The organism is Thioalkalivibrio sp. ALE28 (assembly GCF_000377425.1).
GTDB lineage: Bacteria > Pseudomonadota > Gammaproteobacteria > Ectothiorhodospirales > Ectothiorhodospiraceae > Thioalkalivibrio.
Window position 1 is genome coordinate 84685 of record NZ_KB898100.1, and the last position, 13831, is coordinate 98515.

At 67.3% G+C, this 13831-nt stretch carries 11 protein-coding genes; 3 read left to right on the top strand and 8 right to left on the bottom strand.

Annotated features, from left to right (window positions below; all coding sequences use genetic code 11):
- The first annotated feature begins 118 nt into the window (after positions 1 to 118).
- Entirely contained in the window at positions 119 to 1063 is a 945-nt protein-coding gene (hemC, locus tag D105_RS0109220) for a hydroxymethylbilane synthase (protein ID WP_081619296.1), read from the top strand.
- A gap of 4 nt (positions 1064 to 1067) precedes the next feature.
- Positions 1068 to 1898 (top strand): uroporphyrinogen-III synthase, encoded by an 831-nt coding sequence (locus tag D105_RS0109225; protein ID WP_018867597.1) that lies wholly within the window; start codon positions 1068 to 1070, stop codon positions 1896 to 1898.
- Between the two features lie 225 nt (positions 1899 to 2123).
- Here the strand turns inward: D105_RS0109225 and D105_RS0109230 are convergent, their stop codons facing one another.
- Positions 2124 to 3152: a CDP-6-deoxy-delta-3,4-glucoseen reductase gene (locus tag D105_RS0109230; protein ID WP_018878233.1), complete on the bottom strand. Its 1029-nt coding sequence runs from the start codon at positions 3150 to 3152 to the stop codon at positions 2124 to 2126.
- 178 nt (positions 3153 to 3330) lie between these two features.
- On the opposite strand from D105_RS0109230, the gene D105_RS0109235 reads away from it, so the two are divergent.
- The gene (locus D105_RS0109235; RefSeq protein ID WP_018876800.1) at positions 3331 to 3918 is read left to right on the top strand and encodes a hypothetical protein; all 588 of its coding nucleotides are present in this window, start codon (positions 3331 to 3333) and stop codon (positions 3916 to 3918) included.
- Here D105_RS0109235 and D105_RS0109240 read toward each other — a convergent pair.
- The 7 genes from D105_RS0109240 to D105_RS14230 form a co-directional block, all read right to left on the bottom strand.
- Positions 3915 to 4895: an alpha/beta fold hydrolase gene (locus D105_RS0109240; protein ID WP_018878234.1), complete on the bottom strand. Its 981-nt coding sequence runs from the start codon at positions 4893 to 4895 to the stop codon at positions 3915 to 3917. The genes D105_RS0109235 and D105_RS0109240 overlap by 4 nt on opposite strands.
- Before the next feature lie 3 nt (positions 4896 to 4898).
- Positions 4899 to 6362, bottom strand: coding sequence for a 4-hydroxy-3-polyprenylbenzoate decarboxylase (gene ubiD / locus D105_RS0109245; RefSeq protein ID WP_018867601.1), 1464 nt, complete (start codon positions 6360 to 6362; stop codon positions 4899 to 4901).
- A 42-nt stretch (positions 6363 to 6404) separates the two neighbouring features.
- On the bottom strand, positions 6405 to 7172 hold the full coding sequence (xth, locus tag D105_RS0109250) for an exodeoxyribonuclease III (protein ID WP_018878235.1): 768 nt from the start codon (positions 7170 to 7172) through the stop codon (positions 6405 to 6407).
- Entirely contained in the window at positions 7169 to 9217 is a 2049-nt protein-coding gene (locus D105_RS0109255; protein WP_018878236.1) for a M3 family metallopeptidase, read from the bottom strand. The genes xth and D105_RS0109255 overlap by 4 nt, the downstream gene beginning before the upstream one ends.
- A 129-nt stretch (positions 9218 to 9346) precedes the next feature.
- Positions 9347 to 9862 carry a hypothetical protein gene (locus D105_RS0109260; protein WP_018878237.1) on the bottom strand — a complete coding sequence of 172 codons (516 nt, stop codon included), beginning with the start codon at positions 9860 to 9862 and terminating at the stop codon, positions 9347 to 9349.
- A 35-nt stretch (positions 9863 to 9897) separates the two neighbouring features.
- The gene (gene gyrB, locus D105_RS0109265) at positions 9898 to 12327 is read right to left on the bottom strand and encodes a DNA topoisomerase (ATP-hydrolyzing) subunit B (protein ID WP_018878238.1); all 2430 of its coding nucleotides are present in this window, start codon (positions 12325 to 12327) and stop codon (positions 9898 to 9900) included.
- Positions 12328 to 12452: 125 nt separating this feature from the next.
- Positions 12453 to 13535, bottom strand: coding sequence for a DNA replication/repair protein RecF (locus tag D105_RS14230; RefSeq protein ID WP_026280460.1), 1083 nt, complete (start codon positions 13533 to 13535; stop codon positions 12453 to 12455).
- Positions 13536 to 13831: the final 296 nt, after the last annotated feature.

Genomic DNA, 13831 nt, shown 5'->3' on the forward strand with positions numbered 1-13831 from the left:
GACGTCCGGCGGATCAAGGCCAGGGAAACGCGCGGGATTCGGGGCCGACCGCCATGATCGTTATACTAGTGCGTTTTGAACGCCCGGCCGCCCGCGCCGTGGCTCGCCCGGACAACCCATGAAGCCTGTACGCATCGCCACCCGAAAGAGCCCGCTTGCCATGTGGCAGGCGGAACATGTCGCCGCCCGCCTGCGCGCCCGCGAACCCGAGCGCCCGGTCGAACTGGTCGGCATGACCACCCAGGGCGACCGCGTGCTGGACTCGCCGCTGGCCCGGATCGGCGGCAAGGGGCTGTTCGTGAAGGAGCTGGAGATCGCGCTGTTGGAGGACCGCGCCGACATCGCGGTGCACTCGGTGAAGGACGTGCCGATGGAGCTCCCGGAGCAGCTGGAACTCCCCGTGATCCTGGACCGCGAAGACCCGCATGATGCGTTCGTGTCCAACCGCTACGCCCATGTCGACGAGCTGCCGCAAGGTGCGCGGGTGGGCTCCTCCAGCCTGCGCCGCCAGTGCCAGCTGCGGGCCCGGCGGCCGGACCTGGAGGTACGCGACCTGCGCGGCAACGTGAACACGCGCCTGGGCAAGCTGGATGCCGGCGAGTACGACGCGATCCTGCTGGCCGCGGCCGGGCTCAAGCGCCTCGGGTTCGACGAACGCATCCGCTCCTGCCTGGAGCCGGACGTCAGCCTCCCGGCGGTCGGCCAGGGGGCCATCGCCATCGAATGCCGCGCGGGCGACCGCGCGATCGGCGACCTGATTGCGCCTCTCAACGACCCCGACACCGCCGACCGCGTGCGTGCCGAACGCGCCTTCAACCGCCGTCTGGAGGGCGGCTGCCAGGTGCCGCTGGCGGCCCATGCCACGCTGGACGGTGACCAGCTGCACCTGGACGGACTGGTGGGCGCGGTGGATGGCAGCCGCCTGCTGCGCCGCCAGGTAAACGGGCCGCGCGGCGAGGCCGAAGCCCTGGGGATTCGCCTCGCGGACATGCTGCTGGAACTGGGGGCGGGTGAACTGCTCGCGGCCGCCCACCGCGAACACGGCCAGGACACGAAGGGGTAGACGCATGACCGCATCCGCAGACGAGAACGCCGTGGCCACCGAGGGTCAGGGTCCGCTGGCCGGCCTCGGCATCCTGGTGACCCGCCCGGCCGCCCAGGCCGAGCCCTTTTGCGAGGCGCTGGCGGCGGAGGCCGCAACGGTGATCCGTTTCCCCGTGCTGGAGATCCTGGCCCCCAGCGACCCCACCAACCTGCGCGAGATCCTGGAGCGGCTGGACCGCTTCGACATCGCGGTGTTCATCAGCCCGAACGCGGTGCAGCGCGTACTCAACCTGGCACTGGCGGAACGCGACTGGCCCGCGACCACGCAGATCGCCGCCATCGGCAACCGCACCGCGCAGGAGCTGAAGGGCTTCGGTCGCCCGGCGGATATCCTGCCCCCGCGGCGTTTCGACAGCGAGGCGCTGTTGGCGCAGGAGGCCATGCAGGACGTGGCCGGCAAGCGCGTGGTGATCTTCCGCGGGGACGGCGGGCGCGAGCTGCTGGGCGACACGCTGAAGGAACGCGGCGCCGAGGTGACCTTTGCCGAGGCCTACCGCCGCGGACGCCCCGAGGGCGATACCGGCGAACTGATGTATTCCTTCTCGCGCGGGCAAATCGACATCATCACCATCACCAGTGGCGAGGGCCTGCGCAACCTCTACGAGATGGTCGGCAAGCTGGGCCGCATGTGGCTGCGCAAGACCCCGCTGGTGGTCGGCAGCGAGCGCATCGCCGAGATCGCGCGGGAACTCGGCTTCAAGGCCGCGGTGGAAACCGCCGAGGACCCCACCGACACCGCCATGCTGGCCGCCGTCCACCGCCTGGCAGACCAACTACGCACGGACCGCACCTGATCATCCACCACGACAAGAGCCTTTCACAGGAAGACTGGAAGATCGGAAGGTTCTACAGCTTGGGCGTTGACCAAACGATCAACGCCTTGCAAGCGTCAGGGAACTCTCTGATGCCCCCAAGAAATCTTCCTGTCTTCGCGTCTTCCTGTTCAGGCTTTTCGCCCTTGAATTTCTTCGTGCCTTCGTGCGCTTCGTGGTGAACAAGCCCTGCGAACGCCGGCGGGTTTACTCGGCCGGGGTGGCCGGTTCGAAGCTGTCGTAGTAGAGCTGCTCCGGCGGCAGGCCCGCGGCGCGGAAGGCCTCGCGGGCGGCGTGGATCATGGCCGGAGGCCCGGCCATGTAGACGTCGAAGCCGGACAGGTCCGGATATTCGGCGAGCACCGCGTCGTGCGGCCAGCCGCTGACCGCGGCAAAACCGGCGGCCGTCTCGGCCGGGGTATCGGACAGGACCGGCGTGAAGCGGAAATACTCGGCGTGCTCGTCCGTCATTCGGGTGAGCCAGTCCGGGGCATAGATGCCTTCCGCCCCGCGCGCGCCCCAGAACAGGTGGTGCGGCCGATCCAGCCCCTCCGCGGCCAGGTGATCCAACATACCCTTCAGCGGTCCGAAACCGGTGCCGCCGCCGACGAACAGGCGCGGCCGCGGCGATTCCTCGTCGACGAAGAAACTGCCGAGCGGGCCCTCGATGCGCAGCAGGGCCTTGGGCTTGAGCTCCTCGAACACCATGGTGGAGAAACGCCCGCCCGGCATCTGCCGCACGTGTAGAACCAGCTGGGCATCGTCATGCGGGGCGTTGGCGAGCGAGTAGCTGCGGCGGTCGCCGCCCTTCAGCAGCACGTCCAGGTACTGCCCGGCCAGGAACTGCAGGCGTTCGGTGGCCGGTAGCTGCAGGCGCAGCTCCATCACATCGTCCGCGAGGCGATTCAGCTCCGCCACACGGCATGGCAGGGTCTTGACGACGATATCCCGGGCGGCGCCGATCTCGCGCACCTCGATCTCCAGATCGTCGACCGGCACGGCCTGGCAGAACAGGGCCATGCCGTCGGCCAGTTCGGCGTCGGTGATGCCCTGCGGCCGGGTCGGTCCGTGATCGACTTCGCCCTGCAGGACCCGCCCCTTGCAGGAGCCGCAGGCGCCATTGCGGCAGCCGTAGGGAAACGCATAGCCCTGGCGCAGGGCGGCCTCGAGGACGGTCTCGTCGTCCTCGACCTCGAACACGTGGCCACTGGGCTGAATGGTGACATCGAACGCCATGGAAACCCCCGGTCGCGGAAAGCCGATCATTCTCGCCAGTAGCAAGCGGAACGCAAGCAACCGCAATCCCGCCGGGTGGCCCGGTTGGAGATCTCGCGGAAACCAGCCCTGGGGGTTTCGCCCCGCGAGCGGGTTGGGCAGAATCGGATGCGTTCCACAAAAACGACAAGGGAATGCCATGCGTCATTTGCTGATTGCGGCCGGGGCCGGCCTGCTGCTCGCGACAGGCTGTGCCTCCAACGAGACCCGTTCCACCGATTCCAGCGACCGCGCGGCGGAGGCCGAGGCCGACGCCCCGGCCGCGACCGCGGATGTCCCGGCGGACGCACCGGTGATCCGGGTCGCCCATTCGGTGCCCTACAGTGCCGATGCCACCATCGCCAGCAATATCCGTCAGGAGTGCAACCTGGAGGAACAGTTCTCCGAGTTCATCGCCCACTATGGCGCCGACCAGGGCCTGCGCTTCGAACGCGAGGCGAGCGTCGACCCCTCCGCCGGGGGTCAGGTACTGGTGGTGGAACTGACCGACGCGGTCAGTGGCGGCAATGCCTGGATCGGCCATCGCAAGGTCACCGAGGCCGCCGGCACGCTCTATAGCGATGGTGAGGAAGAGGCCAGCTTTACCTCGCGGCGCTTCTCCGGTGGCGGTGCGTTTGGAGGCTTCAAGGGGTCGTGCTCGGTGCTCGGCCGCACGGTGCAGGCGATGGGCCGCGATATTGCGACCTGGTCGGCGGCGCCGGAGGATGGCGCCCACCTGGGCGACTAGTCGCAGGCGGCGGGAGCCCGCGCAACCCGCGGGCCCGGTGCGTCGTCCGTCACCCGCTGCATCCAGTCGACCAGACGGGTGGCGGTGGTCGGCCAGTCCGGGGCGTGCAGGAGCAGGTGCGGCCAGTGCGGTTCGGTCCAGACCTCCGCCCGCTGCCCGGGGTGCGCGCGGGCGGCGGCGCATACCGAGGGTTTCAGGATCGTCCCGTCCTGCTCGCCCCACAAATAGACCACCGGTACCGTCACATGGTGGATGTGATCGGTGGCGTACTGCGCGAGCCAGACCACGCCGGCATAGGTATCCAACCGAACTCGGCGGATGACCCGCGGGTCGTTGGCGAATCGGTCCACCGCGGCGGGGTCCAGGCTGTCGGCGTAGTCGGGGTCGATGGTGAGCGTCAGGCCCCCGGCCAGGGTCTCGCCGGTGCGCACCGCGGCGTCCCAGAACCCGCGCGCGGGTATGCCGCCACGCAGGCCCGGGGCCACCGCAATCACGCCGGCGACATCGAGTTCGGGATGCGTGGCGAGGCTCGCCAGTGCGGCCGAGCCCCCCATGCTCTCCCCCAACAGGAAGACGGGCCGGTCCGGATCCTCCGCGCGGGCGGCATGGACCATCGCAACCACATCCTCGATCACGGGCTGCATCCCGGGCCAGCGCCCATGCGGCTCGCTGGCGCCATGCCCGCGCTGATCCAGGGCGTGAACGCTGTAGCCGCGCTCGGCCAGCCATGGACCGAGGGAGGCATACGCCCCGGCATGGTCGCGGAAGCTGTGCAGGGCGATCACCACCGCGGCCGGGGCATCGGCCGGCCAGTGGCGGATGCGGTCGGGCGCAATCGCGGTCGCGGTGGAGGTTTGCTCTGCAGGGGTTGAGTCCGCGCGCATCGAGTCACGCTCCGGGACGGCGGCACAGCCGGCCAGGGCCAGCAGCACGCCCGGCAGCAGCCAGCCACCGGCCCGGACAGCGCGGCGGCTCACGCGTCATAACCCCAGGTCATCCCAGATCTCGTCAACCCGGCGTTTCACCGCCTCGTCCATGGCGATTGGCCGCCCCCATTCGCGATCCGTCTCGCCCGGCCACTTGGAGGTGGCGTCCATGCCCATCTTCGATCCGAGCCCGGACACCGGGGAGGCGAAGTCCAGGTAGTCGATCGGGGTGTTTTCCACCAGCGTGGTATCCCGCGCCGGGTCCATGCGCGTGGTGATGGCCCAGATCACGTCATTCCATTCGCGGGTGTTCACATCGTCATCGACCACGATCACGAACTTGGTGTACATGAACTGACGCAGGAACGACCACACGCCCATCATCACGCGCTTGGCATGGCCCGGGTACTGCTTGCGCATGGAGACTACGGCAAGGCGGTAGGAGCAACCCTCGGGGGGCAGGTAGAAGTCCACGATCTCCGGGAACTGCTTCTGCAGGATCGGGATAAAGACCTCGTTCAGGGCCACGCCGAGGACGGCGGGTTCATCCGGGGGGCGGCCGGTGTAGGTGGAGTGATAGATCGGGTCGTCGCGGTGGGTAATCCGGTCAATGGTGAACACCGGGAACTCGTCGACCTCGTTGTAGTAGCCGGTATGGTCGCCGAACGGGCCTTCGGGCGCGGTGTCGCCCGGGTGGATATGGCCCTCCAGCACGAACTCGGCCGACGCCGGCACCTCGAGGTCGGAACCCATGCAACGGGTAACCTCCGTACGGCTGCCACGCAGCAGGCCGGCAAAGGCATATTCCGACAGGGTGTCGGGCACCGGGGTGACCGCGCCGAGGATGGTGGCGGGGTCGGCGCCCAGGGCTACGGCAATCGGGAACGGCTCGCCGGGATGGGCGCGGGTCCACTCCTGGAAATCCAGCGCGCCGCCACGATGCGACAGCCAGCGCATGATCACCCGGTTGCGACCGATGACCTGCTGGCGATAGATGCCCAGGTTCTGGCGTGACTTCTCGGGGCCGCGCGTAACCACCAGGCCCCAGGTGATCAGGGGCCCGGCGTCCCCGGGCCAGCAGGTCTGCACCGGGAGGGTCGACAGGTCGACCGCGTCGCCTTCGATCACATGGCGCTGGCAGGCGGCCCCGCGGGTCTTCTTCGGGGCCATGTCCAGGACCTTGCGGAAGACCGGCAACTGCTCCCAGGCGGCCTTCAACCCCTTGGGCGGATCCGGCTGTTTGAGGAAGGCGAGCAGACGTCCCACCTCACGCAGGGCCTCGACCGAGTCCTCGCCCATACCCATGGCCACCCGCTCGGGAGTACCGAAGAGATTGGCCAGTACCGGGATGTCGGATCCGGTGGGGTTCTCGAACAACAGCGCCGGGCCGCCAGCGCGCAAGACGCGGTCGGCGATCTCGGTCATCTCGAGGTTCGGGTCCACCTCGCGGGTGATGCGACGCAGCTCGCCGCGCTGTTCGAGGCCGTCGATGAAATCACGCAGGTCCTTGTACTTCACGGGTCGCTCCCAGTGGTCAGGCGGGCCGGTGAGGGGTCTCGGCTAGTCGGAGAATTCCGCCCAGACCGGGGCATGGTCGGAAGGACGCTCCCAGGAGCGCGGTTCGCGATCGATGCCGGCGGCCTGCAGGCGCGCCTGCAGTGGCGCGCTGGCCAGGACCAGGTCGATGCGCAGGCCGCGGTTGCGGCGGAACGACGCGGCGCGATAGTCGAACCAGGAGAACTCCGCCTCCGGCTGGTCGAAGGCGCGGAAGGTATCGACCAGGCCCAGACCGGTGAGGGCTGCCAGGGCCTCACGTTCGGGCGTGGAGCAGAGGATGCGTTCGTGCCAGGCCTCGGGGTCGTGGACATCACGATCGTCGGGGGCAATGTTGAAGTCGCCCAGAACCACCAGATTCGGATGCCGGGCGATCTCGTCGGCCAGCCAGTCGCGCATGCGTGCCAGCCAGTCGAGCTTGTAGGCGTATTTCTCGGTGCCGACGTTCTCGCCATTGACCACGTACAGGTTGACCACGCGGATGTCGCCGATGGTGGCGGCCAGGATACGGCGCTGGGCATCCTCGAGCCCGGGCGGATCGGTGACGACCTCGGTCGCCTCGGTGCGCGACAGGATCGCCACGCCGTTGTAGGTCTTCTGGCCCGAGTACACCACCTGGTAGCCGGCGTCCTGAATGGCGGACACGGGGAAGTTCTCGTCGGTCAGCTTGGTTTCCTGCAGCGCCAGGATGTCGGTGCGCGAGCTCGAGAGCCACTCGAGCACCTGCGGCAGGCGAACCTTCAGCGAATTGACGTTCCAGCTGGCGATCTTCACGCGGCGTCCTCCAGGCCGCTGTGGCGCAACAGGGCATCGATCTGGGGATCACGACCCCGGAACGCCCGGAAGGAATCAGCGGCGGGCCGCGAGGCTCCCGCCTCGAGGATCTCGTGCAGGTAGGCGGCGCCGACTTCCGGGGAGAACAGGCCCTCTTCCTCGAAGCGGCCAAAGGCATCCGCGGACAGGACCTCGGCCCACTTGTAGCTGTAATAGCCGGCGGCATAGCCGCCGGCGAAGATGTGGCCAAAGCCGTGGGCGAAGCGGTTGAATTCCGGCGGATGCACCACCGCGATCTCTTCCCGAACCGCCTCCAGCAGGCGCTGAATGGCGGCCGCGTCGCCCGGGGGCGGACCGGCGTGCAGGCGCATATCGAACAGGGAAAACTCGACCTGGCGCAGCAGCTGCAGGGCGGCATGGAAGTGACGCGTGCCCAGAAGACGCTGGTAGAGGTCCTCGGGCATCGCCTCCCCGGTCTCGTGGTGACGGGCAAACAGGTCCAGGGCCTCGCGCTCCCAGCACCAGTTCTCCATGAACTGGCTGGGGAGTTCCACCGCATCCCACTCGACCCCGTTGATGCCGGCGATGTCCGGTTCGTCGACGCGGGTCAGCATGTGGTGGAGTCCATGCCCGAATTCGTGGAACAGGGTGATCACCTCGTCATGGGTGAACAGGGCGGCCGTGCCGTCCACCGGGGGAGTGGAGTTGCAGGTCATGTACGCGACCGGCAGTTGGGCGCGATCACCCGAGACAAAGCGGTTGCGGCAGACATCCATCCAGGCGCCCCCGCGCTTGTTCTTGCGGGCGTAGAGATCGAAGTAGAAGCCGGCGCGTTCCGCGCCTTTCGCGTCAAAAATACGGTAGAAGCGGACATCATCATGCCAGGTCTCGACGCTGTCGTCAGGCTCGAAGCGGACCTGGAACAGGCGCTGGACCAGGCCGAACAGGCCGTTCACGGCCTGGTCGGCGGGGAAATAGGGCTTCAGCATCTCCTGGCTCAGGCCCAGGCGCCGTTCGCGCATCTTCTCCGCGGCGAAGGCCATGTCCCAGGCCTCCAGCGTCTCCAGATGGAGCTCGTCCCGCGCAAAGCTCTGCAATTCAGCGAGGTCGCGTTCCGCCCGGGGGCGTGCGCGGTGGGCAAGATCCAGCAGGAACCCTTCGACCTGTTCGGCGCTGGTGGCCATCTTGGTCGCCAGCGAACGCTCGGCATAGTGGGCGAAGCCCGTCAGATCTGCCTTTTCCGCGCGCAGCTGCAGGATCTCGACCATGATCTCGGAGTTGTCATGGTTGCCGGCCCCCGGCCCGCGATCGGAGGCTCGCGTGGTGAAGGCCTCATAAACCCGGTAACGCAGCTCGCGATCCTCGGCATGGGTCATCACCGCGAGGTAACTCGGGATGTCGAGGGTGACGACGAAGCCCGACTGATCATGGTCGCGGGCGTTCTGGGCCAGCATGGCGCGATCCGACTCGGGGATGCCCGCCAGGGCCGCGGGATCATCGGTCTGCCAGGTCCACGCCTGGGTGGCATCGAGCACATTCTCCTCGAAACGAGCAGTGAGCTCGGACAACCGTGCGTTGATCGCGCGCAGCCGGTCGCGCTGGGGCTCGGGAAGGTCCACGCCGCTGAGATGAAAATCGCGCAGCATGTCGTCCAGGACCTTGCGCCGGGGGGCCGGGAGATCTCCATATTCGTCGCTGTCGGCCAGGGCACGGACGGCGCGGTACAGTCCCTGATGCTGCGAAACCCAGCTGCCATAGTCGGAAAGCAGGGGCAGGCTGGCGTTGTAGGCCTCGCGGATCGCGGGGCCGTTCATCACGGCGTTCAGGTGGCCGACCGGGGACCAGACGGCATCCAGACGGGCATCCAGTTCCTGCAGTGGTCGGATCAGCGAATCCCAGCTCGGCTGGTCTCCGGCCGCCTCCACGAGACGGTCGATCTCGGTTCGATTCTCGACCAGCACGGTTTCCACCGCCGGCAGCACGTGTTCGGGTTCAATGGAGCGGAAGGCGGGCAGCCGGTCGGTCTGCAGCAGGGGATTGGACACGGTCTCTCCAAGGGTCGGGTGAGCCAGGGTCGCGCGAACCGGTCAGAACATACGGGCGCGACTGCCTGCGGATTATGCCATTCGGACCGCATCCCCGGGAGGGTGTTCCCCCTGGGGATGCAAGCCGGTTCAGGCCGAGGTGTCCGGTGGGGGTCCGATGGGATCGAAGGTTTGATAGCCCGCGAGACGCGCCAGGGGACCCAGGGCCCAGTGCCTGCGCAGGGCGGAAAAGTCGGCTACTGCGGCGTTGTATCGCGCGAGTGCGTCGGTAATGGCCTGATCCAGGGCTGCGACCCGTTCCGGGGTACGCCCGGCAAGGACCGGTGCAGATTCTTTTTCTTCCGATAATTCATAAAGATAGGTGTCCCAGGTGGCTCGAATGCTGCGCTCGGTTCGGGCCAGCGCGGGGAGATCGCCGCGGCGTCGGGCAGCCTCCTGCGCACGCAGGGCGGTCTGGACGTCGACGAGCGGATCGGGGTCGGCCAATCCCATCATGTGCAGGAGGCCGTTGCGTTGCGTAAGCAGTGTGTCCAGGCGATTCCAGGCGGATACGACCCGGCGTTCGTGGATTGCCAGGTGGGTGTGCACCCGGAAGCCGACGAGGCTCAGGACCACCAGCGTGAGGATGACAGCCAGGACCTCCATGCGCAGGGGCTACATTCGGGGCGAGGCGGGGCCCGTCAGATATCGACGTTCTCCGCGCTCAGCGCCCGTGTCTCGATGAAGTCGCGTCGGGGTTCGACCTGGTCCCCCATCAGGGTGGTGAAGATCTCGTCGGCCCGGATCGCGTCCTCGACACGCACCTGCAGGAGGCGGCGGGATTCGGGATTCATGGTGGTTTCCCACAGCTGGTCCGGGTTCATTTCGCCCAGACCCTTGTAACGCTGGGTGGCCAGGCCGCGGCGGCCTTCGTGCAGGAGCCATTCCATGGCTTCCGAGAATCCCTCGATCAGGTGGATCCGTTCGCCGCGCTTCATGTAGGCGCCTTCGTCCAGCAACGCATTGAGTCGGGCGGAGAGGTCCAGCACAGCCTGGAAATCACGCGAGGCCAGCGTATCGTCGTTGATGTACTGGGACAGGGCCGCGCCGTGCTCGATCCGGTCCAGGCTCAGCTGGGCATGGCCGTCGCGGTCGGTCACCGCCCCCAGGCTGTAGCGCGTCGCGCCGGCCTTGTCGCTGGAGAGCCCCTCGAGGATGCGGCCGAACCAGGCCTGCACCTCCGGATTGGTGACGCTACGCGGCTCCGGTATGGCGTCGGCCTCGAGCATCGCCCAGAGGATGCGCGGGTCGTACATGCGGCCCAGGCGCTCGACCGCGCGGGCGGCCTTCTGGTAGCCCTTCACCAGATCCTCGAAGGCCTCGCCGGTAATGGGCGGGGCATCCGGGCTGGGATAAAGCGCGGCACCATCCAGGGCCAGAGAGATCACGATCTCGCCCATCTCGGCCTCGTCGCGCACGTATTGTTCGCGCTTGCCACGCTTGATCTTGTACAGCGGCGGTTGGGCGATATAGACATGGCCGCGCTCGATCAGCTCCGGCATCTGGCGGAAGAAGAACGTGAGCAGAAGGGTTCGGATATGGGAGCCGTCCACGTCGGCATCCGTCATGATGATGATGCGGTGGTAGCGCAGCTTGTCCGGGTCGTACTCTTCCTTGCCGATACCGCAGCCCAGGGCGGTAATCAGGGTCCCGACCTCAGCCGAGCCGAGCATGCGGTCAAAGCGCGCCCGTTCGACATTCAGGATCTTGCCCTTCAGCGGCAGAATGGCCTGGAAATGACGGTCCCGCCCCTGCTTGGCCGATCCGCCCGCGGAGTCCCCCTCCACCAGGTAGAGCTCGGACTGGGCCGGATCCTTCTCCTGGCAGTCGGCCAGCTTGCCGGGGAGCCCGGCGATATCCAGGGCCCCCTTGCGGCGGGTCACCTCGCGGGCCTTGCGGGCGGCCTCGCGAGCACGCGCGGCGTCCAGGACCTTCTCCGTAATCGCCTTGGCCTCCTGCGGATTCTCCAGCAGGAAGTTGTTGAGGGCGTCCGACAGCACACTCTCCACAATCGGCTTGACCTCCGAGGAGACCAGCTTGTCCTTGGTCTGGGAGGAGAACTTCGGATCGGGCACCTTCACCGACAGTACGGCCGTCAGGCCCTCGCGCATGTCGTCGCCCGCCGTGGCCACCTTGGCCTTCTTGATCAGGCCTTCGGTCTCCAGGTACTGGTTGATGGTCCGCGTCAGCGCCGCGCGGAAGCCCGCCATGTGGGAGCCACCATCGCGCTGCGGGATGTTGTTGGTGTAGCAGAAGATATTCTCCTGGTAGGAGTCATTCCACTGCAGCGCCACCTCGACCGCATAGTCATCTCGCATCTGGTCGGCATAGACCACGGTGGGATGCAACGCGGTCTTCTTCTGGTTGAGATGCTCGACGAAGGCCCGAATCCCGCCCTCGAAGACGAACGTCTCCTCGCGGTTGTCGCGATGATCGCGCAAGGTGATGCGGACCCCCGAGTTCAGGAACGACAGTTCGCGCAGACGCTTGGCCAGCACCTCGTAGTGAAAGTTGATGTCGGTAAAGATCTCGGGGCTGGGCCGGAACCATACGCGGGTGCCGTGGCGGTCGGTCGTGCCGGCCTCGGCCAGCGGCGCCGCGGGGACCCCGAGGTGGTAGGTCTGTTCGTGGCGCTTGCCGTCGCGATGGATCTCGAGGCGCAGCTCTTCCGAAAGGGCGTTCACGACCGAGACACCCACACCGTGAAGCCCGCCGGAGACCTTGTACGAGTTGTTGTCGAACTTCCCGCCGGCGTGCAGGACGGTGAGGATGACCTCGGCCGCGGACTTGCCTTCTTCTTCGTGGATATCCACCGGTATACCGCGACCGTTGTCGCTGACGGAGACCGCGTTGTCCTCGTGGATCGTGACCTCGATGCTGTCGCAGTAACCGGCCAGGGCCTCGTCGATGGAGTTATCGACGACCTCGAAGACCATGTGGTGCAGGCCCGTCCCGTCATCGGTATCGCCGATGTACATCCCGGGTCGCTTGCGCACGGCATCGAGACCCTTGAGGACACGGATCTGGGAAGAATCGTAGGCGGCGGGATCTTGGGATTCGATATCGGACATGCAGGTGGTCATCCGGCGAGTTGCAGACACGCCAGTATAGCGCAAAGACGGGGGCAACCGGTGGGCGGGCTTCGAGAGGCTACAGGAGCCTCGGGGCAGGCGGGATTCGGGAAAGTAAAGAGCGATCAGGCGGGGTTGGCCGGTGTGACGCGGCCATGTTTCACGTGGAACAATTCGCCCGCGTCCGCTCCGACCAGCCCCGGCACCGCATCCTCCACGGCCGTCACCAGGATCTGCCAACCGGACTCCCTCAGTCCGGCCATCAGCCCCTCCACCGCCTCCCGGTCCAGTTCCGAGACGACATCGTCCAGCAGCACCACGGGTGCCCGACCGCACTCGCGTTCCAGCATTCGGGCCTGCCCCCCAACCAGCGCTGTCACGACCCGCTTTTGCTCCCCCCGGGAGGCCTCGGCTGCCGCCCGCCCCGCCAACCGGAGGTCGATATCCGCCCGTTGTGGCCCGACCTGCGCGAACCCGCGCTCCTCGTCGCTGCCCCGGCTACGCTCCAGGGCCTCCCCAAGACTGCGGTCCCGATCCCACCCCATGCGAACCCGCAAGCCCAGGTCGCCCAGCCGGTCGCCAAACCCGAATCGTTCCGCTGCCTCTGCGGTGCCCCCTTCCCAAGCCTCGACGTACCGCGCCCGCGCCTCGCTGATCGCCACCCCGAATTCCACCCACGGGCGTTCAAACTCCCGGGCGGCAGCCCGGTCGCCGGTGCGGAGGGCCGCATTGCGCTGATCGTGGGCGCGTTTCCAGCGTTGCCAGTTCTCACGGTATCCCGGGATTGAATGAAAACAGCCCCAGTCCAGCAGACGACGCCGCTCCTCCGGACCCCCGGTCAGCAATTCGAACGAACCGGCATGCAGGGTGCGCACCGGCAGCCATTCGGCCACCGTCGCATGGCCCTCCATCCAGCGACCATCCAGGCGGGATCGCCGCGTCCCATCCCAGACGACGCCCAGGCGATGCGCACCGCCACGCCCGTCCCGGACCTCTCCGCCAACCCAAAGCGACTCGCCGCCCGTACGCAATACCCGCCGTAATTGCTGCGTCCGGAACGAACGCCCCGCCGCGAGGATGTGGACGGCCTCAAGCACCGAAGTCTTTCCCGCGCCATTCGGGCCAATCAGGCGATTGATCCCCGGCCCCAGTGCCAGCGTCTGCTCCCCGAGATTCCGCACCCCCTGCCACCAGAGCGACTCCAGCACACAACCTCCAGCCTACGGAAACACGAATTCATCGACACGCTCGCGCTCGAGTCGCTTTTGCGTGCGTTTAATGCGCTGCGACGGCCGTGCAGTCATTCTGCTACAGGTGAGCCGCAACGCCGTGCGCGCGCCCGTTGTCATTAAAAACGAGCGGCCGAGCCCCTTCGTTGATTCGGTTGCGAGGTTGGCGCCCCCTGTTCCCCGATCCTGCGTTGCGCCCCGAATCCATCAGAAACGGGCGGGTAGAACTAGCCGATGCACGACGCGTCCGGTCTCGGAAAACCCGGGATACCAAC

Bases quoted from the DNA above. Each gene is read 5' to 3' on its own strand.
- hemC (WP_081619296.1), top strand. From the start codon at position 119: ATGAAGCCTGTACGCATCGCCACCCGAAAGAGCCCGCTTGCCATGTGG.
- D105_RS0109225 (WP_018867597.1), top strand. From the start codon at position 1,068: ATGACCGCATCCGCAGACGAGAACGCCGTGGCCACCGAGGGTCAGGGT.
- D105_RS0109230 (WP_018878233.1), bottom strand. From the start codon at position 3,152: ATGGCGTTCGATGTCACCATTCAGCCCAGTGGCCACGTGTTCGAGGTC.
- D105_RS0109235 (WP_018876800.1), top strand. From the start codon at position 3,331: ATGCGTCATTTGCTGATTGCGGCCGGGGCCGGCCTGCTGCTCGCGACA.
- D105_RS0109260 (WP_018878237.1), bottom strand. From the start codon at position 9,862: ATGGAGGTCCTGGCTGTCATCCTCACGCTGGTGGTCCTGAGCCTCGTC.
- gyrB (WP_018878238.1), bottom strand. From the start codon at position 12,327: ATGTCCGATATCGAATCCCAAGATCCCGCCGCCTACGATTCTTCCCAG.